General features: G+C 45.3%; 18 protein-coding genes. 11 read left to right on the top strand and 7 right to left on the bottom strand.

The genetic code is table 11. The features are described 5' to 3' along the window. Positions 1–2967, top strand: coding sequence for a response regulator (locus JGK16_RS23400; RefSeq protein WP_366517173.1), 2967 nt, complete (start codon positions 1–3; stop codon positions 2965–2967). 395 nt (positions 2968–3362) lie between these two features. Here the strand turns inward: JGK16_RS23400 and JGK16_RS23395 are convergent, their stop codons facing one another. Then, positions 3363–5027 (bottom strand): AAA family ATPase, encoded by a 1665-nt coding sequence (locus tag JGK16_RS23395; protein ID WP_293190483.1) that lies wholly within the window; start codon positions 5025–5027, stop codon positions 3363–3365. A 376-nt stretch (positions 5028–5403) separates the two neighbouring features. Between JGK16_RS23395 and JGK16_RS23390 the strand changes: the two genes are divergently transcribed. Beyond that, on the top strand, positions 5404–9864 hold the full coding sequence (locus JGK16_RS23390) for a hypothetical protein (RefSeq protein WP_293190482.1): 4461 nt from the start codon (positions 5404–5406) through the stop codon (positions 9862–9864). Here the strand turns inward: JGK16_RS23390 and JGK16_RS23385 are convergent. Then, a complete protein-coding gene (locus tag JGK16_RS23385; RefSeq protein ID WP_293190481.1) occupies positions 9823–9978 on the bottom strand; it encodes a hypothetical protein in 156 nt (51 codons plus the stop codon). The two genes, JGK16_RS23390 and JGK16_RS23385, sit on opposite strands and share 42 nt — an antisense overlap. Positions 9979–9990: 12 nt before the next feature. Between JGK16_RS23385 and JGK16_RS23380 the strand changes: the two genes are divergently transcribed. The 5 genes from JGK16_RS23380 (at position 9991) to JGK16_RS23360 (ending at position 12365) form a co-directional block, all read left to right on the top strand. After that, positions 9991–10524, top strand: a complete 534-nt coding sequence (locus JGK16_RS23380; protein ID WP_293190480.1) for a hypothetical protein — start codon at positions 9991–9993, stop codon at positions 10522–10524. A 259-nt stretch (positions 10525–10783) separates the two neighbouring features. Continuing rightward, the gene (locus JGK16_RS23375) at positions 10784–11194 is read left to right on the top strand and encodes a hypothetical protein (RefSeq protein WP_293190479.1); all 411 of its coding nucleotides are present in this window, start codon (positions 10784–10786) and stop codon (positions 11192–11194) included. After that, entirely contained in the window at positions 11194–11490 is a 297-nt protein-coding gene (locus JGK16_RS23370) for a hypothetical protein (RefSeq protein ID WP_293190478.1), read from the top strand. Before JGK16_RS23375 ends, JGK16_RS23370 begins: the two co-directional genes overlap by 1 nt. After that, positions 11487–11963, top strand: coding sequence for a hypothetical protein (locus JGK16_RS23365; RefSeq protein WP_293179076.1), 477 nt, complete (start codon positions 11487–11489; stop codon positions 11961–11963). The genes JGK16_RS23370 and JGK16_RS23365 overlap by 4 nt, the downstream gene beginning before the upstream one ends. A 3-nt stretch (positions 11964–11966) precedes the next feature. Next, positions 11967–12365, top strand: coding sequence for an HNH endonuclease signature motif containing protein (locus tag JGK16_RS23360; protein WP_293179079.1), 399 nt, complete (start codon positions 11967–11969; stop codon positions 12363–12365). A 131-nt stretch (positions 12366–12496) separates the two neighbouring features. Here JGK16_RS23360 and JGK16_RS23355 read toward each other — a convergent pair whose 3' ends face one another. From JGK16_RS23355 to JGK16_RS23335, 5 genes are all read right to left on the bottom strand, one after another. Next, positions 12497–12901, bottom strand: coding sequence for a transcriptional regulator (locus tag JGK16_RS23355; protein ID WP_293179086.1), 405 nt, complete (start codon positions 12899–12901; stop codon positions 12497–12499). After that, complete coding sequence (locus tag JGK16_RS23350) at positions 12885–13160, bottom strand: type II toxin-antitoxin system HigB family toxin (RefSeq protein ID WP_293203431.1); 276 nt, start codon at positions 13158–13160, stop codon at positions 12885–12887. Before JGK16_RS23350 ends, JGK16_RS23355 begins: the two co-directional genes overlap by 17 nt. Before the next feature lie 102 nt (positions 13161–13262). Further along, on the bottom strand, positions 13263–13463 hold the full coding sequence (locus tag JGK16_RS23345) for a hypothetical protein (RefSeq protein WP_106148181.1): 201 nt from the start codon (positions 13461–13463) through the stop codon (positions 13263–13265). A gap of 170 nt (positions 13464–13633) precedes the next feature. Continuing rightward, entirely contained in the window at positions 13634–14245 is a 612-nt protein-coding gene (locus JGK16_RS23340) for a Uma2 family endonuclease (protein ID WP_293179094.1), read from the bottom strand. A 516-nt stretch (positions 14246–14761) separates the two neighbouring features. Beyond that, a complete protein-coding gene (locus JGK16_RS23335; RefSeq protein ID WP_293190477.1) occupies positions 14762–16423 on the bottom strand; it encodes a glycosyltransferase family 39 protein in 1662 nt (553 codons plus the stop codon). A gap of 74 nt (positions 16424–16497) precedes the next feature. Here JGK16_RS23335 and JGK16_RS23330 point away from each other — a divergent pair, with 74 nt between their 5' ends. The 4 genes from JGK16_RS23330 to JGK16_RS23315 all read left to right on the top strand — a co-directional run. After that, on the top strand, positions 16498–17994 hold the full coding sequence (locus JGK16_RS23330; protein ID WP_293190476.1) for a hypothetical protein: 1497 nt from the start codon (positions 16498–16500) through the stop codon (positions 17992–17994). A gap of 216 nt (positions 17995–18210) precedes the next feature. Continuing rightward, on the top strand, positions 18211–18381 hold the full coding sequence (locus JGK16_RS23325; protein ID WP_293179102.1) for a hypothetical protein: 171 nt from the start codon (positions 18211–18213) through the stop codon (positions 18379–18381). A 13-nt stretch (positions 18382–18394) separates the two neighbouring features. After that, positions 18395–18934: a hypothetical protein gene (locus JGK16_RS23320; protein ID WP_293190475.1), complete on the top strand. Its 540-nt coding sequence runs from the start codon at positions 18395–18397 to the stop codon at positions 18932–18934. Positions 18935–19933: 999 nt separating this feature from the next. Continuing rightward, positions 19934–22255 (top strand): DUF4347 domain-containing protein (locus tag JGK16_RS23315; protein ID WP_293203430.1); only part of this gene is annotated, 2322 nt, incomplete at its 3' end.

Raw genomic sequence — 22255 nt, 5'->3', positions numbered from 1 at the left:
TTGCGCCTCGAAGAACTGCTGGCAATGGGATGCCGGCATTTAGGCCTTTCCGTGGGAATTTTGTCGCACATTCAAGGCGACAACTATCAAATAATTGCTGTTGAATGTCCCGATGAGTCGATCGTCAAATCACAAATCTACGATCTGGAAAAAACCTTTTGCGTAGCTACAGCAATGGCAAAAGAACCGATGTACTTTGAGTCGGTGAGGTTTTCGGGTTTGTGTTTCAATACTCCCAATCCTGCCTTCAACATCGAAGCTTACATGGGCACTGCCGTCACGGTGGCAGGTGAAGTTTACGGCACTCTATGCTTCTTTGCTCCGACTCCTCTGACAGAACCGTTCCGAGCTGTAGATAGAGAGTTGGTGAAACTGATGGCTCAGTGGGTGGGCAGCGAACTAGAACGCCAGCAAACAGGCGTAGATTTGGCAAAAGCTCGCGACGAAGCACTGGCAGCTACGAAAGCCAAAAGCGAATTTTTAGCCACCATGAGCCACGAAATTCGCACTCCGATGAATGGAGTCATCGGCATGACAGGTTTGCTGCTGGATACCCACTTAAGTCGGGAACAGCGCGATTTTGTAGAAACTATCCGCAGCAGTGGCGATGCTTTGCTGACGCTGATCAACGATATTCTGGATTTCTCGAAAATTGAGTCGGGCAAATTGGACTTGGAGGAACATCCGTTTGACATCCGCACTTGCATTGAGGAATCTCTCGATTTGGTAGCTGCTAAGGCGGCACAAAAAAAACTGGAATTGGGTTACTTGATCGATCGCTCCGTACCACCAACGGCGATCGGTGACAGTGCCCGCTTGAGGCAAATTTTAATCAACTTGCTCAGCAATGCTGTTAAATTTACTGAAAGGGGAGAAGTGGTGGTTTCGGTGACTGCCAAAAAGCTTGCAGTGTCCACGATCGGCGCTCAAGAACTGCCAGCAATTAATGGCGAACCACGAGCAATTCACAAAGTATACGAAATACAATTTGCGGTTAAAGATACTGGTATCGGCATTCCGTGCGATCGCATGGATCGGTTGTTTAAATCTTTCAGCCAGGTTGATTCTTCAACGAGCAGGCAGTACGGCGGTACGGGATTGGGCTTAGCAATTAGCAAGCGTTTAGCCGAAATGATGGGCGGCAGGATGTGGGTGCAAAGTATGGGTTGTCTGGCTGGCAATCCTCCGGGAGATTTTAAAGTGGCAGTTTTTGAGATCGCAGGTGAAGAATCTTGCGAAATTGCCGAAAAATATGGCTCTAGCAAATCTTTACTCAGCAGCGAGCCGATCGACCAAAATCCCAAATCCGCAGGCTCTACTTTTTATTTCAGCACGATCGTTTCAGGCTGCAACAGTTCCTTACCAGTTAATTTGAGCACTACTCAACCTGAATTAACTGGGAAGCGAGTCTTAATTGTCGATGACAATGCAACCAACCGCCAAATTTTGACTCTCCAAGCTCAGTCTTGGGGAATGGTGCCTAGGGCTTCAGCTTCGGCTCGTTTGGCTTTAGATTGGATCGCGGCTAAAGAGGTGTTTGACTTGGCAATTTTGGATATGCAAATGCCACAAATGGACGGGTTGGCTTTAGCTGCGGAAATTCGCCTGTATCCCGAGTGCCAAAAGTTGCCGTTAGTGATGCTAACTTCGATCGGCAGACAAGAAATTAACACCCCTACGATTGAGGTGGATTTTGCTGCCTTTTTGAACAAGCCGATCAAACAATCTCAGCTTTACAATGTTTTAATCAATATTTTTGGGAAACAGACTGCTGAAATTAGAGTGCAGCGAACCAGCGGGCCTTTATTGCAAAGCATACCCGTGCTGGCCGAGAATTTACCGCTGCGGATTCTGTTGGCTGACGATCATTTGGTGAATCAGAAGGTGGCTTTGCAAATTTTGCAGCGGATGGGGTATCGGGCGGATGTGGCAGGAAATGGTATCGAAGTGCTCGAAGCTTTGCACCGCCAGCCTTACGATGTTGTGCTGATGGACGTGCAAATGCCGGAAATGGACGGTTTGGAAGCTACCCGTCGCATCCGGGAGGGATTTTCAGCGGCTTTGAACTTAGAAAATGCCAGGGAAGAATCAGAAGTTTCAATAAGTGAGGAGGAATTTAACAATGGAAAATCCCAAATCGAAAATCCCGAATTTAGTGATGAGCAATCTAACAATCCAAAATCCAAAATCCCCAATCCCGAATTTAGTGATGAGCAATCTAACAATCCAAAATCCAAAATGCAAAATCTAAAATGGACGAGGCCTTGGATTGTGGCGATGACGGCAAATGCGATGCAGGGCGATCGCGAAGAGTGCATGGCTGCGGGGATGGACGACTATTTGAGTAAGCCGATCGCCATTGAGGAGTTGGTGCGAGCTTTGAGCGCGTGTAAATCTCGCTCAAATGGGGAATTCGATTGCCCGCAGCCGATTTTTTGTGTGAGCTCGCAGATTGAACCGACAGTAGGAACAAGTGAATTAGAAGTGCGATCCTCTTCGAGGGCTGCGCTAACGAATGCTGCTGTTGGGGAAAATCAACAAGTGACTATGCCCAATTCGTCCTCCGCCGTCAGGTGGGGTGCATCAAATGTCGATCGGGCTTTGTCACAAAACGGCGATTGTCTGAGTGCCAAGATTATAGAGGGACTGCGAGATGTCGAAGCTTTGGAAGAGGCGATCGACCTTTACCTCGAAACAGCCCCCGAACTGCTGCAAGGCATCTCCGTGGCTCTGTGCAACGCCGATCCGCTAGCTTTGCGGCGAACTGCTCACTCCTTGAAATCAATTAGCGGTACTCTCGGTGCTTTTCACTTGTTTGAGTTGTGCGAGGAACTCGAAATCATGGGCCGGATGGGGACAGAGGCAAATAAGCCTTTATCTGGGATGGAATCCGGGCTTTTAGAACAGGTTGAGGCCGAGTATCAAAGAGTCGAAACGGCCTTGAAAATAGAACGGGAATACAGCTAGACAGTCACAGAATAATAATTAACCTGAATCGGGCAAATCCACGCGATAAACATGATGAGGTACGTTGTTGGGCTTCAGCCCTCTTATACCATTTTTTAAAAGTTATACCATTTTTATAAAATTGTGCAACAGCCTTCGACCCCCCCTAGCCCCCCCCTTGTAAAGGGGGGACAAGAATACTGTTATTTCATTTAAAACTGGTATTATCACAGACTTTAGCAAACAGGGAAAGTCGATAAATTGCAATCTCTTGTCGTCCTCGAACTCTATCGGATATTTGAAAAATGGTATTATACAAGCTCTCAGTCATACCTCATCTTTTTGAGAAAAGCTATAATTGCTTTGACAGTAAAGTTCGATCGACTGGTCTTGAACTATGGCTGTTTCTACGATGTCTAGTTTGTGAAATAAGGTTTTTCGATTAGCAATGGCAACTCTATATTTCCACACACTAATCCTGCACAATTCCACTGCCGCAGATACTCACAAACTTCAGAAATAATCGCATTTGCTGCATCTAAATCTTGTGCTTGAGAAGCATGATAGTGCGCTCTGATTAAGGGCTGAATATCCTCGATATCTTGCCATTCCGATTCCGGCTTGAGGGGAATGCTGATATAATAATTATAAGCTTGGCTGTGCGCTGTACGGACATTTTCGGAATTTTGATTTAAGAGATGCTCACCCTTTTCTCGAATTAGCGGATGCAACTGATAGGATTTGAGATGGCGATCGTAATATAGCAATTGTCGGCGCTTGAGTGCCTGAATAATATTTTCTTTAAGTTCGTACTTGCTAACTTCTGGCATTTGAGCGCTAATCCCTGCAAAAGATAGCGGATATTCTGAGGTTTGATAGACAGAAATTCGGCTGAGACAAGTTTGCTCGCCTTCGCCCAGACGCGCGATGATTTCATCAATTAATCTCTCAATATCTCGAATCAGCAACCAGTCTCTCTGGTGTAAAAAATTCCCGACATTTCCTTGAAACTCGGTATCGTCTCGAATTAAGGCTGCTATGAGTTGTAGGGCTTTGGGATGTCCTGAATAGCGATCGCCCATTTCCGCTAATTCCTCTGGATTTGCAGTCAGATTAAAAGATTGCAATAGGGAAATTGCGCTATCTCGATCCAATCCGTTGAGCTGGATTTCGCGGGTGACAGTTGGCGGCAATTCGGCTAGGCTTTCGCGACTGGTGAAGAGGATTTTGCTTTGATGTTCTGTTTCTAATAGTTGTTTGAATAACCAAGCATATTCTGCACAATCTTCTGCGAAATAACCGGCGGCTTTGGCTTCTCCTGCTTTCAAAAGTGTTTCGGCGCGATCGAATACAATTAAGCAAGGTTTAGCTTTGATAATTTTGATCAGTTTTTCGATCTTTTGGAAAGAGTCATCTTGAGGAGTGACGGCGGTGGTGATGTCGCCGTTGGAGAGGGTGAATAGGAGGGAGTCAATTGTGCGATCGCACGGGGGTGCTTTGCCTGTTGCGGATTGCAAGGATTGCCAAGCGGCGCTGGTGAAGGGGGTTTTTTCGGTGTGGAGTTGGCGAATTAGTTGGCTGACGAGGGTGGTTTTTCCGATTCCCGGTAAGCCGACAATTGAGATGGCGATGGGAACCCCCCCCAGCCCCCCCTTGGTAAGGGGGGGAGCAAGAGTGGGCGATTCATTGGTAAGGGGGGGAGCAGCGATTAGGGTTTTTAAGGTGTCGATTTCTTTGGTGCGCTGTACCCAATTTCTGACGGGGGGTAAGTTTTCTGGGAGGGGGAAAGTGCGATCGTTTTGGTTGTCTTGGGGGATATCTGCGATCGCGGCTAATAGTAATTCTGGTTCATGAATTTCTCGCGCAACAATGTCTTGCCAGTTTTTCACACCTACAGCTTTGCAAATGTGTATAAAAGTCTCTCGTCTAATTGGTTGCTGCGTCCAAAATCGCTTTAAAGTTGCTTTTGAAGTGAGAGCAGCCTGACACCAGAGCTCATCTGCTTTATTCCATCCGAGATTGCGTCTTACCATATCAATGATTTTCAATCCTTCTTCGGATGCTCTGAGCAATCCTGCCATTGGTACTCCTCTACGGAAACTCTGCCTTAGTAAAGAATGTTACACGATTTGGTGAGCCGAGAAGTGAGCCAAATGAGACAAATGAGCTAAATGAGCCTTTTTTGTTGAGCCAAATGGTGAGCCGTTTAGCCTATGCGGATTCAGGATTGTCGAGTATTGTGAAATGATGAGTCTGGCTTTCAGCTAGGTTTGACGGTGCATCGGTTGGGCGATCGGGCATACAGCTTATCTGCTGTTGGGAGCAATGTAAAGTTTTGTTACAAGAATAGGGCGATTTGCATAAAAAGCAGAGGAAGGCCCTGATAGATATTTAGGAAAGCTTGCTAGGCGGGCTTTGCTGGTTTTGACGCAACTATATTTTTGGGGAGATGGGATTATGACGAATATTAGCTTAGGGCAAACGATTGATGGAAGTTTGAGCAGCACTGATACTAAAAACCCTAAAAGACCAGGTAGCTTCTCCGATGACTATACCTTGACTGGGATTTCCAATTGGCAGCAAGTTCAGGTTAACCTCGACTCGACTGCTATTGATAGTTACTTACAACTGGTAAATGCTTCAACAGGTGAAGTTATTGCCGATAACGATGATTTAGGTAGCAGTCTCAACTCACAGCTTAGCTTCACTAAGTACCCCGGCATTGATTACATCATTCGGGCTACCAGTTCTAATTCTGGTGTAACAGGAAATTATACTCTGAAAACTACCTCATTGGGTTTTTCTTCATCTATAATTGCTACGCGGGATGGAAAAGTCGGAACAGTCGATGGAACATCGGGAAACTTTGCACAGATCGCAACAAGTAACCTAGACTTCTCTGACATTGCCTTATCTAATAGCGGTCAGCTTTTCGGTATTACGTTTGGCAATTTATATAAAATCGAACCCAATCTAGGATCTGCTTCACTTATTGGCAACTTTGGTTTAGGTTCTTCTGTTGAGTTGAATGCTTTAGAATTTGCCAACAATACACTTTATGCTGCTGGTGATTCTAAATTATACACCATTAATACCAGTACCGGTGCAGCAACTTTAGTCGCTAACTTGGGTTCAGACTTTAATAGTAGTGGTGACTTAGTATTTGATCCTGAACAGCTTAATCGTTTTCTAGCTACATCAACAGGGACAACAAGTGATACCTTGTTTTCGATATCCCTTACAGGTCAAGCAACCAAAATTGGTGATATTGGCTTTAAAAATGTTTTTGGTATCTCATATGCCGTTGGTGGTTTTATCGGTTTCACAGAAGATAAAAAGTACATTTTTATCGATTCCATCACGGGAAAAGGTACGCTTTCTAAGAATGTAACGGGTGTTAGTGGTTCAATTGGGGGGGCATCACCATTAGTTCGACCTGCGACACCAACTCCAACACCTCCAACGGTTGTAACTCCTCCAACTCCGATACCTCCAACGGTTGTAACTCCAACACCGACACCTCCGACGGTTGTAACTCCACCTCCGACACCTCCAACGGTTGTAACTCCAACACCGACACCTCCGACGGTTGTAACTCCAACACCCTTGACTATTCCAACTCCAAAACCAACTCCTCCTTCTATTAGCGAGGTGGATCTAGATCCTCTGCGGCTCAAGGTAGTTGGCGGTCAATTCGTATTCAACAATACGACCAAACGCTATGAGTCATCCGGTACTGTTCAAATAGGGTTAAAAAATGGATCTTTCCCGTTGTTGAGTGTTAATGGCTCGGTTAGTTACGACAACCAAACCATAAAAGCTAATGGGATATTCTCACCGACTATTGGTGGCTTAACAGTACCTTTGTATGAAGGTAATTTAGAGTTTGACGTTGGAAAAGCGGTTGCCAAATCAGTTAAAGAAACTACCCAATCTGTGGCAAACCAGTTCAAGCTAGCTGGAACAGAAGTTCAGTTTACAAACTTAGGTTTTACACAAAAAGGAATTGAATTAGAAGGGACGCTTCAATTCCCACCAGAACTGTTTGGCGGAACTAAGCTAGACATAAGGGGCAACAATAAAATCCTGATTAGCAAGGATGGCGTGAGCCTGACCGGAGCAAAAATTGATTTTCCAGATGTAAAATTTAGTATCGCTGACTTACTGGAGGTTAAAGGGACAGGTTTAGCACTTGGATATACTACTCAGCAAAGACCAGGAATTACGCTTCAAGGGAAAGCCGAGTTGGTTGTATTTGATCCCAGTCCCACTCCTACTCCCACCCCTCCTTTTACTGTTACTGCCGACTTTGCCGATCCCAATTACATTAAGGTCAACCGTGACTTTAGCCCCATTCTGGATGTCAAGGGGTCATTTTCTTTAGACAATATTAAGCTGGTGCCAAAGGTCTGGGAAATTAGAAATGCAAAACTATCTTTGGATACAGAAGCCAAAGAGGTTAAGGGCGAAGGTACTATGCTTATCCCGACAGGAATTGAACTCAGTGGCGGTCTTGGTTTTGTTGATAAGAAATTAAACTTTGTCAAGATAGGAGGGAGTAAGCTCAACAAACCTATTGGCGCTACTGGCGCTTTTCTTCAGAGCATATCGGGGCAGGTAAATAACCTCACTAAACCGGAGCTCATTGAGAGCAGTCTTACTAATGTTGGGGTGACTGCTGGGCCTAAATTAACAATATCACTACCTTCTTGGGCTGGTGGAGATGTTTCTGGGACTGCTGTTGAACTTAATGCAAGCGGTAGCATCACTCGCGATCGTCTCAAGACAAACGGTACTATCAAAATTGCAGGTGGATTGGTAGAGGGCAAAGGTGAGGCTGAACTCAATTGGAATAAAAAGTTTTTCAATGCTGAGGCTGACTTCTCAATGCTTGGCGGTGTAATCAACACCAAAAGCAAATTTACTGCCGATAAGAATTTCAACATCATGATGGGTGGTGCTGCCAGCGTCAAAGTCCCAGACGTATCCATTGAAATCCCCAAAAGCAAAATTTTTGGACAGGAAGTAGGCGGTGGAAAAATCAACTTCAAAGGTCAGCCACTTGCACAGGCAGAATTTGCACTCAACTACTCTAATGACAACAATCTATCTAACGACTTTGTTCAGGCTTATGGTAAGTTACCGCCCATAGAATTTTTCAATCCTTTAAATTTTAGGGAGCCTATAAAAATAGAATCAGAAGCGACGATCAAAGTTTCTTTTGATGGTAAAGCCGAGGCCAGTGTAGGTAAACCAGTGCCAAGAACAAATAGCTCTCTCCTTGCCTCTAGCCAAATCGAAAGAGTTGCCTCTAGCAATCAGCTTGAAGCTAGTGCAGATAAAACAGCTTCCGCCATACAAGGCTTTACTGTTGCCCCAGGCACGCCGTGGATAATTCTCAACGCCAACTGGGATAATGCCACTCCTAATACTCCTGTTGAAATCAAAGCACCCAATGGAGCTATTTTCAAAGAGTCGGATTTTACAGCGAATAAGATTGCAGTTGTTGATGCCCTCACCAGTACAACTACGAAGGCAGTTGTTATAGCCAATCCACAACCAGGTATTTGGGATATCAACTTAACAAATTCTGCTGCTTTAGGTACTGTAGAGTACAGTGCTTTTGAAGATTCTCAGGCTCCTACTGTTCAAGTTACGGCCCCATCTAAAGATGTCAGTGGGCAAAACGTCACCATCAACTACAACGCTTTTGATGCTGACTCGACTGCCAAAGTTAGCCTGTTCTACGACACTGACAACAAAGGTTTCGATGGCATTCTAATCAAAGGTGGCCTTGAAGAAAAAGACGGTGCAGGCAACTTCGTCTGGAACACTCAAGGCTTACCGACTGGCGATTACTACGTCTACGCAATGGCGATGGATGAAAACAACGCACCTGTTTTCAGCTACGCACCGCTGCCGATTAAAGTGACAGAATCAGCAGATTTATCAGTCACTAAAACAGCCGATCGCGATACAGCAATACCGGGAAGTAACCTCACCTACACCGTTGCAGTCACCAACAACGGCACTGATAACGCTAAAGGTGCAATTCTCACCGAAACCTTGCCAGAGGGTGCTAAATTTGTTTCCGCTAACATCACCCCCACCAAGCAGTCAGGAAATGAACTAACTTTTGACCTCGGCGATGTAGCCAAAGGTCAAATTTCAACTGTTAGCATTACCGTTACCGCGCCGACAACTGGAAACATCACCGGTACCTCTAGCATAACGAGTAAAACATACGACCCAGACATCTCGAATGATTTCGATTTCGCCAGCACTACAGTCACAAATGACGGTACTGAATCGGCGACAGATAATGTTGTAGCAACACCAACACCAACACCACCTCGTCCTCCACTGCGTCAAGTTTTAGGAACACCTGAAAACGACAATCTAGTTGGCATAGACGCAGCAGATAGCATCGCTGGTTTCGCAGGCGATGACACCCTTGCCGGACTTGGCGGAGATGACATCATCTACGGCAATAAAGGCAATGATATCCTCACTGGCAACAGCGGAAATGACAATATCTTTGGTGGCCGAGGCAACGATCTGATATTAGGAGGTACTAACAACGATCGCCTGAAAGGAAACGAAGGCGATGACACCCTCAGCGGCGATTTAGGTCGAGATATCTTAATCGGCGGCCCCGGCAGTGATACCTTTGTCCTACCCAAAAATGCGGCCGTCACAGGTGACATTTTGCCAGATGCTATCTTAGACTTCCAATTAGGTGCAGATAAAATTGGACTGACAGAAGGATTAACAGAATCTAACCTACTTTTGAACTTTGAGCTGGGAAATACTGTCATCAAGATTGCAGGTTCAAATCAAACTTTAGGTGTTGTTGTCGGCGTAACTCCGACTCAGCTAAGCGGTAGTTTTGTCTCCATCAATCTGCCACTGATTTAGGATAATCGGATTAGCGCGATCGCCCTTACGACCAAAAGTGCGATCGCCCTCTAAAACAATCCCCAATACCCAGACTTCCCCACAACCACCTTCCTTAAATCCCAACCCTCTCATAGAGCTTGAATCATGATTAAACTGAAATTAAAAATATTAGCAACACTAGCCCTAATCAGTGCAATTGGCATAGATTGTACCAGTCTAGTAAAACCAGCCTCCGCACAAACCGCTGCATCTCTAGCCTATCATCTCAAACAAGCAGGCGCTAAGCTGTATGGCGCTTCTTGGTGTCCTTACACTCGAAGACAGGCGCAATTGTTCGGAGATTCCTTCAGCCAAGTTCAATACATTGAGTGCTACCCCAATGGTAGAAATGGTGAATTTAATTCGCAGTGCCAAAGAGCCAGAGTTTTTACCTATCCTACATGGGTAATTGGTGCTCGCACGAATGATAGTATGATGTCTATTCAAGAACTAGCCAACTTTTCTAACTACGGTACACCATCAAATACCAACGACAAAGTAAAAATATGTGACTATAAAGCCGACCTAATTTTTTATGAAAGAAATCCTCAAATGTTGGGTCGAAAAATTTCTAGTTCTCAATCTAATTTAGCTAATGAATGGTCAGGAATTAGAAGGAATATTCGGGGATGTCAGTAACGCACTAAAGTCTTAGAATTAAGTAATACAAGACTTATGCGCTCCGACTAAGAAACCGGGTTTTTACCGAATCTGTTGGCTTCGGCAAAGTATTTTCGCAAAAACCCGGTTTCTGGGCCCTATGCGTAAGTCATAATATAGGTAAATCGCGTTTTTATCCATCATCATCCATCCCCGTTCATCTGCGCTTGCTAAAAAGTGCGATCGCCCTTAATCCATGATAGGGTTAAATCAAAGCAGTGAAAGCTAATTCATATAAATGACAGACGAAACTCGACGAGAAATAGCGAGACGACTAACTAGAGAACTAGCATCAAGAACAGTCATCTCACCTATAAGACCCGGACAAGGGTTTCAAACTTTTGGTGAATTTAAAAGAATAATGGGGGTGGCAGGATCGGGATTAGCGTGGCATCATATAGTTGGGCAAACAACATCAAATTTACAGAGATTCGGGGCCCAAGCAATACACAATACAGGCAATCTTGTGCGGCTCGAACACGGTACTGGGTCAATTCATCAGGAAATTACCAATTTTTACAACTCCCTCCAACCTGAACTCACAGGTTCGGACGCTCTAACCGTGAGAGGATGGCTCAGCACTCAATCTTTTGCAGAACAACAAGACTTTGGCATTAAAGTTATTATAGCTTTCGGAGGAACAGTTTAATGCTGACTCTAGATATCCAATCAATTCTCAATTCTATTCCCAATGAAATTAGCTGGCAAGATATCGTACAGTTTGAAAAACTAGACGATCGCGTTAGCATTGCTAATGACCTTTGTGCTAACATTATTGGTGTCAATGAAAGTACGATCGAATGGTGTCCTAATGAAGATTCTGCCGATCGTTTAGAGCAACTGGTTTGGTGGTGGGTTGTGCGTCCAGATTTAGGAGCGGCGATTGCCAAAGAATCTCCTCAAGAATTCAAAAATATTATCAGTCAATACATTTTGCAATCTTGACAAAAACCAGCGCTCGTCTGTGGTTCAAAAAAATGCGATCGCCCTTAACGACAAAAAGTGCGATCGCCCTTTCGACAAAAAGCCTTAGAATAAGTAATAGCTCCTCCACTTTGAGGGTTTTACCAGTGACAACCATCACCATTGAAGTTCCCGACGATCTCTCAGAGCAACTCGCACTCTTGGGCGAACAACTGCCAGAACTCTTGCGCCTGTGCGTCGAGCAACCAGTATTGCCCTCCCGCACCTACCGCTATATTTTAAACTTTCTTGCCAGCGCGCCCACAGCAGAAGAAATCGCAGCCTTCCGCCCCACTCCTGAGATGCAAGAACGCCTGCGGATATTGGTAACACGCAGCAAAGCCGGTGAACTGACTTCCCCAGAACAACTAGAACTAGATGAATACGAGCGGATTGAACATCTAGTAATCATGCTCAAAATGGGCAACCTACCTTATCTCACTCGCCAATCTTGATTTGTGACTTATATTTCTGCCACCCTTCGCCGATATATTGAAGAACGCGCTTCCTACCGCTGCGAGTATTGTCTGCTGGGAATTTCTTTGAGTTTCTTCCCTCACGAAATTGACCACATAATTGCAGTGAAGCACGGAGGTACAACTGATGCGGATAATCTCGCCTTGGCTTGCTGGCGGTGCAACCGATATAAAGGGACAGATCTCGGTTCTTTCGATCCCCAGACTAGCGCTTTTAGTTTCCTCTTCAACCCCCGGACGCAGAACTGGCCCGAACACTTTACATTGGATGATGATGCCCTGATTATTGGGTTAACTCCAGAAGGGCGCACAACTGTCAATTTGCTACAGCTTAACAGCGATGAGCGACTGGCCGAACGCAGGCGATTCCCTTCGGGATAGCTTCGCTTCACGCTCTCTAGTTCATAATAGGGCGATCGATACGCACTACGACTAAAGAAACCGGGTTTTTACCGAATCTGTTGGCTGCGGCGAAGTATTTTCGCAAAAACCCGGTTTCTGGGCCCTATGTGTTAGTTAGTAAATAAACTCGGCTCTACATGAAACAAACTACCCAGAATCAACGCCTGCTCTTTGCTGAAATATCCCTCACCGTTAACCAATTGATATACTCCTTCTTCAGAGCCAATAATTCCCACTAAATCCGCAGGTTTTAGCGATCGCTGTTCCATCAAAAACAACAACAGTGAACGACGTGTAGCCGTTGCTCCCGGTGCGTAGTATTCTTGCTCAAATTTTTCAATCAATGCAATCAACAACTCATATAACTCATCTTCTTCAGGAGTGCGATCGCGACGGTGCATCAACTCTTCCACCATCACCAAAGCTTTTTCATTCTCAGCTTCATTTCTAATTATTTTTGGCTGATACTGAGACAATAACTCTTTGTATTTATCTGGATTAAAAATAAGGGTCATTTTTCCATTTTTCCTTATCATATTCAGCATGAGTAAGAATATATTTGATGTAAATTAACTGGCTTTCATAATCGATACTAACTATCAATCGATAGTTGTTCCCTTTGATATTGAAAACCGTAAAACCTCCCACGGCTTCAGCTTTAGGGAAAACAGATTGCACTTCAACTAAATTTGACCATTTAGCTTTGCTAGCAATTTTAAACCAGTTATCCAGGGCTTCCAGACAATCAGCATGACTTTCGCTATATTCACGCATCTGCCGGTAGCTGATTATGTGCATATGTTATAGGCAATTTCAACTAAACTTTATCTTAGCTAAGCTAATTTTTTTTGTCAAGTATGCGCGAAATGAGGTAGCTTATTCCCATTGTTCCAGTTCCTCGAATGGTAGCGGTTCAAAAAAAGCATCACCGAGTTTTCCCGTCAGTAAACCAGGGGTGCGCGGCTGTGGCTGTTCTCGTCCTAATCCAAGGCGAAAATAGTGAATCAAGTCATAGATTTCTGCGAGTTTGTCTTCGGGGATGTCTTGTAATTCTTGAACGATCTTCTCAATTAGCATAAATCAAACTCTCCAATAGTTGCTGGTTAATCGATCGCACTACAAGAGTTGCGGTCTTGTCTATTATGGCTCATCGTATAATGACACAAGTTGGCTACGGGCTACGGCGATCGCCCTTTACGACAAAAAGTGCGATCGCCCGCCAATAAATCTGCCACAAATTCACCGAATCAAACTTCTCCAATTTCCGGTGCGATTTCTGCATCTACCTCTTCAAAATTCACCTTATTATAGATATCTGCCACAGAAATTTCAAAGGATACTGAAGCAAGCGCGATCGACTCATCCGATTCATTGTACTCAGCAAACGACCATCGCTTATTATCCGTCTTAGAAAAATGTTCGATATATTTCCGATTTTGATCCAGCAACAAATATTCCTCAACCGTGGGAATCGTGCGGTATCCCTCAAACTTTTTGCCGCGATCGTATCCTTTAGTTGACTCTGACAAAACCTCAATAATAACTCTGGGATTAGTAATCATATCCGTGCGGTTATTATAATATTCCGGCTTGCCACATACTACCATCACATCGGGATAGGTATAGATGCGCCTCTTGGGCATCCACAAGCGGACATCACTCATGAAAACTTCATAATCTTCAGTCTTGAAAGCAAAATTTAACGCCGCGTAGAAATTGCCAGCAATCCGATTGTGATTTGTAGAGCCACCGGCTATAGGAAATATTTCACCGTCAATATATTCGCTTTTGCACTCAGCAGCCTCCTCTAGTGCTAGATATTCCTCGGTCGAGTAGTATCGCTGTTCGGTAAGTTGCATAGTTCGATCGCAGATCATTTAACTAATACTTTTGTTTAGTATAACATTTTTCTGGAAACTCTACTACTTCTAAAATATTTTCAAAAATGAACATTCCATTCCTCTAAAAGGCGATCGATATTTTTTTTCGGGCGAAGCGGGTTAATGATTCCTGTTCACCAAAATCCTGTAGGGGCGGGTTCACCAACCAAATTTAAAATTGACAGACTATCTCTATAAACCCGCCCTAAACAGACGAATAATCTTCATTAACCGAGAGCGGAATTAGCGCATTTAAATCGCAGAAAAATGATGTCGATCGAGGTTATTTGTTGGGCAGGGCTGGTTTATTGTTTTTGTCTGTTAGCGGCACAGATGGTTGGTGAGCTCGCCCCTACAATAATTGTGGAAAATCAAATAAAAATGATGTCGGTCGAGGTTATTTGTCGGGCGGGGCGGGTTTATTTATTCTATCAATTAATGGTACATATGGTTGGTGAAACCCGCTCCTACGGTATCTTTTGGCAACACGATCGCTTATTCTTTAGTTACTAAAATCCAATCATCGGCTGTTTTGACAACCTCAGCATTCTTCAAATCTAGATGTTTTAAAACAGGTTTCTCTAACAAAAAATAAGGTTGAGGAAGAGTTTGCCATTTCTGTTGTAGCGTCGGGCTGTCGGCGACAATAACTTGTCTCTCGCTATAAAAATTCAGCGACGGACGAGGTAATTTATGAGATGTAAAGACTTGCTGGCCGGCTGGGGTTCCTTGGCGGACAATTTCGGCGATCGGCTTCACTGGATAATCCTCCGCGAGTTCCCAAACCCAGTTATCGGAAGCGACAAATACTAACAGCGTAACGTAAGTTCCCCAAATTAAAACTAACAGAAACTGTCGGTCTTTGCGGTGGAGCAATACGGCGGCTTGCGCCATTGTCAAAGCTACAAACATCAGCATTAACTGCAAATCGCCCTGGGGGGACACAATTTGTCCGCCCAGCCGTATCCAGCCACTGAAGTACGCGCAGCCGACGACACCAACTACGGCTATTACTACCAAAATTGCCGGATGAGGCAACAGAGATATAGCATTAAAATATTCTTCTGTTTCATCTTTTGCGGATTCTTCCGGGACTGACATTTGTTCCCAAACTTCAGCGAGATAGCTACCAACTGCCAAAGCAAAAGCTGGATAAACTGGCAAAACATACCAAGGTAATTTGGTATTCATCACAGAAATAGCCAGCAGATATACTCCCGTCCAAACTAATACTAATTTTGCACCGGGAAAATTGCGATTTTCCCAACTCAAGCGCAGCCCTTGCAGCCAAAATAACTGCCACGGCCATGCTGATTCTAAAATTTCTAACAGATAATACCAGGGCGGGCCTTTGTGATTGCCTACGGGTTCCCAAATGCGCCGGAAAGATTGGTTAAATAAATTAGCGTTGATGAAATCTTGGCCGTAGTGCAGCCATTGGGCAAAATACCAAGCAGCTACTGGCAAAGTTCCGATCGCCAATCCGCCCCAAAGATACCCAGAAGTTAGCAGTCGCGGGGTATCCCAAACCAGGAAAACAAAGCCGATCGCGCACAGTAGCAGCCCCAACATCACGCCTTTAGTCAAGCAAATGAGTCCGAAGCCAATCCCCGCGCCCAAAGCGTAGCGCAAGTCGCGGCGCGATCGCAGCAAACACCACATCGATGCCAGCAAAAAACACAAAACTGCTCCGTCTAACATCGCCAAACGTCCGTGCCGCAGTACCGGAAGCAGCGTCAGATAAACGAGAGCCGAAAAAATGGCGATCGAGCGTCTGGGAAACAACTCCCTGCCAATGGCGTAAAGAAGTGGCACAGAAGAAGCTGTCAGCATTGCCGGTACCAACCTCGCCGTCAATTCGCTGACACCACCGACGCGAAAACACAGCCCGATCAGCCAGTGTACCAGCGGCGGCTTGTTTAAATAAGGCATAGAGCCGATCGTCGGATACAGCCAATTTAAATTACCGCGCCAAATTTCGCGGCTTACCTGGGCTGCAATCCCTTCATCCCAATCCCGCAACGCCACGCCGCCCAGATTCAGCGCGAAAATCAGCACCGCAGCCAACAGAAAAGCCAGCATCCACAGTTTGTCTGTCAAGCTGTCATTGAAGCGAGTTTTCGGTTTGCGGCTTAGGAATCGAAAGATTTCTGACATAACTTAAGAGAGTTTTTAGCGTCCCAAAGAGAAGGTAAACTTATACAGCAGTTATTTGCGATCGGGGCAATACCATGAACTTACCTGTAATCATAGATATTATAATTGGCTTAGTGTTTATCTACCTGACTTTAAGCTTGCTAGCTTCCGAAATTCAGGAACTGATTGCTACTGTTTTGCAGTGGCGGGCGGAACATTTAAAGAAGTCGATCGAGGTGCTGATTTCTGGAGGCAGCGAAGCCACCAAAGATCCGCTGCAATTGCAGCGAGTCGGACTGTTGGCAAATTCAATTTATGCCAATCCGATTATCAAGGATTTGAATCAAGGAGCGAAAGGTCTTCTATCACAGGGATTTCGTTCGTTTACCCACCGCATGGGAGATTTATACCGCCGAATGACTGGTACTAAGAATGTTTTTGGCAATAAATCAACAGGGCCGTCTTATATTCCAGCCGATAGTTTTGCTGCGAGTCTTTTGGATACTTTAAAAATTTCTCCTTTGGTGGAATCGCTGTCTAAAAGCAGACTGGAAAGATTTAAAGATTTACAGTTGGCACAAATTCAAGTGATTGGAGAGGGTCTGAATCTGCCGGAGTCTACTAAACCAATTATTGAGCAAGAATTTGGCTGGCTGACTGCGGAGTTCAATAGAGTTGTTGAAGATTATAAAAACGATTTGGGAAGTTTGAACAACAGTTTGGATCGAATGTCGGAAAAGTTGGGATTTTATATTAATGATTCTCAGGTTTATCTGCCGGAAACCGAGCAGGGAGGAAGAGAATTTCAGAGACAGATGGCTTTTATTAAGGCGAGTTTTGATAGCGAGTTTGAGCGGGCGGCGTTGCGGGCGCAACTGCAACCGAGTTTGAGCAATTTGTTAAATACGGTGAGGAAAGTTAGGAAAAGTCAGGATACGGTAGCACAAATTATGGATGAGAAAGAGGAGAGTCCGATTTACAAACAAATTCAAGAAACCTTGGACAGTATGCCAGAATCTTTGAAACGCAGTCTTTATATTTTGGCGCAGCGCGCTGAAACAGGCGGTGGAGATACTCAAGAGCAGTTGCAGCGGTTTCAGAAAGAAATTGAAAATTGGTTCGATCGATCGATGGAGCGTGCTTCGGGGGTTTACAAGCGGAATTCTAGAGGGGTGGCGATTTTGCTCGGAACTACGATCGCCCTGGCTGCTAACGCTGATAGCATTAATATTGTTAATCGGTTGTCGAAGGATTCGATGTTGCGATCGACTGTTAATTTGTACGCTAAGCAGTTGGTTGAAAAAAATGCTAACACAAAATTGGATAATTTAACCAATCTCACAAAAGTTCAAAATCAGGTCGATCGAGCTTTGGATAATGTAGCTCTACCTTTTGGCTGGAGCGAACCGAACAGGTTAGAACTAGACGCCCAGGGGAATGTATTGTTGCCGGCTTTGATGGCAAAATTGTTTGGTTGGATGTTGAGTGGCGTAGCGATTTCTATGGGAGCTGGTTTTTGGTTCGAGGCGCTCAACAAGATTATTAACATCCGGAATGCTGGGAAGAAACCGCCCTCTACTACAGACTCGTGAACGGTGGTGTTGTCGGGCCGGAGGCAACTTTGACATTAAATATAAGGTACTTCATAAGGTACGTAGTTGCGCTTGGGCGCTCTTATATATTGAAAGAGCGCTGAAGCGCAACTACGTAATTAAGGTATGTAGTTGCGCTTGGGCGCTCTTATATATTGAAAGAGCGCTGAAGCGCAACTACGTACCTAACTTGCGAGCGAGCATTTGAGGTTTGAGATGTTAGATGGGGTCGATCGATCGGAATCGGGGGGTTTGGAGGACTCTTTGTTGAAGCGGTCACCTACAGGATACTCGATTAGATCGGTAATTACTGACCGATCGCCAATTGGGGAAAATACAGAAAATATAAATTCCGTGCGATCGCGGATGGCAGCACCAGAGAAATAGGCGAAACTGATAGATGAGTGCAATAGCCGCGAGCCAAACCAACCTAGTTCCTGCCTGTTTCCAACGCTCTGACTCCAAGGGTACATCTACCAGCCAACACCCTTTTGGAGGAAGGAATATGTTCACTTCTTTGACGGAAACCAATCCCGCCTCGGAATACCAAAATCCCGGATCCAGAAGTTTTGCATTTAATGACTCCAGCATCATTGACGGCGGATATTTTGTCTCTGGGATTTTCGCGACGCTTGCAGTAATTTTAGTCAAGTCTATGTCTGACGGGATCCAGCAAGTTATCTCGGCACTTCAAAAATATGCCTCTATCCTGATTAGAGAGATTGACAAAGTTTGCACAATTTTTGGCGGCAGTTCAGATTGCCTCGAACCAGATGACAGCCAATTGCTAAAATGGCACAGTTCCCTGAGTGACAAAAACGGACTGGGTTCGTGTTATGCCGATCGAGATAGCGACACACTCAGCAACGGCCGCGCGCGCGATCGGTTGTTTGCTAAGGAGAGTAATGTAATTGAGGCTGTGGAGCGTAAAACACGGTGATTGGCCACAATGGAATTGTCATTAACCGCCTGACGGGGCGCGAGGATGCGATCTGACTGAATCTGCGATCGATCGTATCAACTCCCGTTGAATAATTCTCATAGCCTTTGTAGTGTAGTGACGGCCCAACTCCGCAAAGTTCCTGTGCCCGCGCGCAAACAACTTAAGTGCGATGATTAATCGGCACTTAATCTCAGACTGTTTTGATGCTTAGTAAATGCCACCAAACCTACTTGGTATCAGTATTCTGGTGTCTCAAAAATCTAGCCAGCCACGCAGCCTATCTCGTACAATTTTAGATTTTCAAAGTGGGGATGACTGAGGTCGCTCTTCAGTTGACAGTTGACAGTTGACAGTTGACAGTTGACAGCTTGCCCGAAAAGCCGGTCGTTGGGTTGAGGGCGACCTCTACCGGGAAGTCCGAGGATTGGAGTAATGAATAGTCTTCTTTTAATTACTCCCGGGACTCCGGCTTTCAACCAATTCTTTCTGGTAATTTCGATCGCGCCTAAAGTTGCATTCTTTGTTTTAATTGGCTGAATTATTCAAAATGTATTATATAATTCATTTTAAAATTTGACCTAATACAGGTATGGACACGACTAAACCGTGTCTATCTACGCAAATTATCTGAGTAAAATCAACAATAGTAAATCTAATTTAGAGGGGTTACTCAGTAAGTAATTACCGTTGCACCCATTTTTTAATGCCTATAATTATCGGTATTTGCAGCCAATAATGCTGAAAAAGTCCGGCTTCAAAAAAGCTGGATTTTTTTGAATATGCGCCACATATTTGTTAGATATTTCAACAATTCTCACCAAAAAATTGAGTAACTACAAGCGGAAGTAAGTACAATCCGGAAAATAAAACATTTAAATAATTGATTAGTAAATGTTGCACTATTTTCAAAATAGGTGTTAATATGAATTCAAATAAGACTGATAAGAACACTCCTGGGCTGTATCTACCAATAACGCCCTTAATGGAGTATCACAAATGAGTTCTACATTCGCTCAAACTAACTCACAATCTTCTTTGGAGAAATTGCACCCACGTTCCTTAGTATTCATTGATTCCGGGGTGGAAGATTACGAGTCAATTGCAGCGGGAGTGCTACCTGGGCAGCAGGTAGTAATCCTCGATAGCACCAAAAATGGCATCCAACAAATTACGTCTGAAATTGAAAACTACGCCTCTACCAACGGGGCGATCGACTCGGTACACATTATTTCTCACGGCAGTTCTGGCAGCCTGCAACTCGGTAATACCGCTCTGGGTTCAGATAACATCGATCAATACAAAAGCCAGTTGGAAAAGTGGCAGACTTCACTAGCTCCAGAAGCCGACATCATGCTGTACGGCTGCGATGTAGCAGCAGGTACAGGCGCTAATTTCGTTGACAAGTTAAGCCAATTAACGGGGGCTGACGTTGCCGCATCCACCAACATTACTGGTAAAGACGGCGACTGGAATTTAGAATTTTCTAAGGGTCAAATTGAATCGGACTTAGCCTTGAACTCCGATGTGATGGCAAATTACCAAGGTGATTTAGCTACTATCGTCGTCACGAGTAATAGCGATAGCGGAGCAGGTTCCTTGAGAGCTGCGATCGCCTCCGCTGTTGCCGGGGACACAATTACCTTCGCTCCTGGTCTAGCTGGTCAAACCATCGCCCTTACCAGCGGTCAAATCGATATTCCCGTTGGCAAAAACCTCACCATTGACGGCGCCGGTGCAGCGGGTTTAACCATCAGCGGTAACAACTCATCCCGTGCCTTTTTTGTCAATGCAAACGTTGTGACTGCGACGAATTTTGCGGTCAAAAATCTCACTCTTGCCAACGGTAAAACGACTGGGACAGGTGGGGCGATCGGCACAACGGACGAAGTAAGGCTCACAGTAGACAACGTTCAGTTTAATAACAACGTTGCCGATAAAGGTGGTGGGGCAATTTTCGGCAATTTCAACAATACCCTGACAGTATCGAACAGTAAATTCAACGGCAACATCGCGACGGGGGGTAATGACGAACGCGGTGCAGGTGCGATCGGCTTTTTGAGCTCCAAAGCTTTTACTGTCACCAACAGCGACTTCACCAACAACAAGGGAATTAACGGTGGGGCAATTAACAGCCTTCAGGGCAAGTTAACAATTGACAATTCGCGATTCATCGGCAACGACACCAGCGCAGCCTCTTACGCAACAGGTCAAGGTAATCCTGGTTTAAGGGGTAACGGTGGCGCTATTTACACAGACAGAGCCAGCGGTCTAAATGAAGCTTCCGGCACAATCAAGATTACCAATAGCGTATTTCAGAACAATAAAGGTCGAGGTGAAGGAGGTGCAGCTTATCTGTTCACGGGCAGCCAAGACAATGTAATTTTGGAAAACACCACCTTCCAAAATAACGAAGTTATGGCGCTAACAGGCAGTCCCGGCGGTGGAAATCCTGGAAACGGTGGTGCGGTAACGGTTTTGAGCGACAGCACCAACCAGGGATTGACTATTACCAACACTAGCTTTGCTGGCAACAAAGCCAACAATCAAGGTGGTGGCCTGTGGATGCGAAATGCCCCTGCTACGATTACTAACAGCACGTTTTCTGGCAACTCCACCGCGTTTGCTGCTGGTGATTTCAACAAACTGGGCGGTGCCATGACTCTTGGTGCACGCACAACTATTGTCAACACGACGATCGCCGATAATAGTGCCGGTTGGGTTGGTGGAGGTATCTTCGCCGATGCCAATAATGTCACCCTCAAAAACACGGTTCTTTCCAACAATACAGCGGCTAACGGAGGAAACCCTTGGGGAATTCAGCAACACGTCACCGCCCAATATAGCGATCAAGGAGGGAATTTTCAGTGGCCGCCCAAAAACCCCAATGACGGCAGCGATGTCAATGCTACGGCAAGTGTGACTCTCGCAGATCCCAAACTCGGCCCCCTGCAAAACATCAACGGCGCTTTCGTAAGGCCTCTGCTATTAGGAAGTCCAGCAATTGATAAAGGGGTTGCAAGTGGCGCACCCGCTTTGGATCAACGCGGCGTGACTCGCCCTCAAGATGGCGATACTATTCCAGGGGCGATCGTTGACAGCGGCTCTTTTGAATACACCAATGGAGTCGTGCCAACTCCAACTCCCACACCAACTCCGGCGCCGACACCAACACCCGCGCCAACTCCAACTCCCACACCAACTCCGGCGCCGACACCAACGCCCGCGCCGACTCCCACTCCCACACCAACTCCGGCGCCGACACCAACACCCGCGCCGACTCCCACTCCCACACCAACTCCGGCGCCGACACCAACACCC

Origin of the sequence: Microcoleus sp. PH2017_09_SFU_O_A, from assembly GCF_020738625.1 — a bacterium.
Lineage (GTDB): Bacteria > Cyanobacteriota > Cyanobacteriia > Cyanobacteriales > Microcoleaceae > Microcoleus.
This window is presented reverse-complemented; position numbering and strand designations above follow the sequence as displayed.

Excerpts from the sequence above, each read along its gene's own strand:
- JGK16_RS23395 (WP_293190483.1), bottom strand. The coding sequence starts at position 5,027 with ATGGCAGGATTGCTCAGAGCATCCGAAGAAGGATTGAAAATCATTGAT.
- JGK16_RS23390 (WP_293190482.1), top strand. The coding sequence starts at position 5,404 with ATGACGAATATTAGCTTAGGGCAAACGATTGATGGAAGTTTGAGCAGC.
- JGK16_RS23385 (WP_293190481.1), bottom strand. The coding sequence starts at position 9,978 with ATGAGAGGGTTGGGATTTAAGGAAGGTGGTTGTGGGGAAGTCTGGGTA.
- JGK16_RS23380 (WP_293190480.1), top strand. The coding sequence starts at position 9,991 with ATGATTAAACTGAAATTAAAAATATTAGCAACACTAGCCCTAATCAGT.
- JGK16_RS23375 (WP_293190479.1), top strand. The coding sequence starts at position 10,784 with ATGACAGACGAAACTCGACGAGAAATAGCGAGACGACTAACTAGAGAA.
- JGK16_RS23370 (WP_293190478.1), top strand. The coding sequence starts at position 11,194 with ATGCTGACTCTAGATATCCAATCAATTCTCAATTCTATTCCCAATGAA.
- JGK16_RS23355 (WP_293179086.1), bottom strand. The coding sequence starts at position 12,901 with ATGACCCTTATTTTTAATCCAGATAAATACAAAGAGTTATTGTCTCAG.
- JGK16_RS23350 (WP_293203431.1), bottom strand. The coding sequence starts at position 13,160 with ATGCGTGAATATAGCGAAAGTCATGCTGATTGTCTGGAAGCCCTGGAT.
- JGK16_RS23345 (WP_106148181.1), bottom strand. The coding sequence starts at position 13,463 with ATGCTAATTGAGAAGATCGTTCAAGAATTACAAGACATCCCCGAAGAC.
- JGK16_RS23340 (WP_293179094.1), bottom strand. The coding sequence starts at position 14,245 with ATGCAACTTACCGAACAGCGATACTACTCGACCGAGGAATATCTAGCA.
- JGK16_RS23335 (WP_293190477.1), bottom strand. The coding sequence starts at position 16,423 with ATGTCAGAAATCTTTCGATTCCTAAGCCGCAAACCGAAAACTCGCTTC.
- JGK16_RS23330 (WP_293190476.1), top strand. The coding sequence starts at position 16,498 with ATGAACTTACCTGTAATCATAGATATTATAATTGGCTTAGTGTTTATC.
- JGK16_RS23325 (WP_293179102.1), top strand. The coding sequence starts at position 18,211 with ATGTTAGATGGGGTCGATCGATCGGAATCGGGGGGTTTGGAGGACTCT.
- JGK16_RS23320 (WP_293190475.1), top strand. The coding sequence starts at position 18,395 with ATGAGTGCAATAGCCGCGAGCCAAACCAACCTAGTTCCTGCCTGTTTC.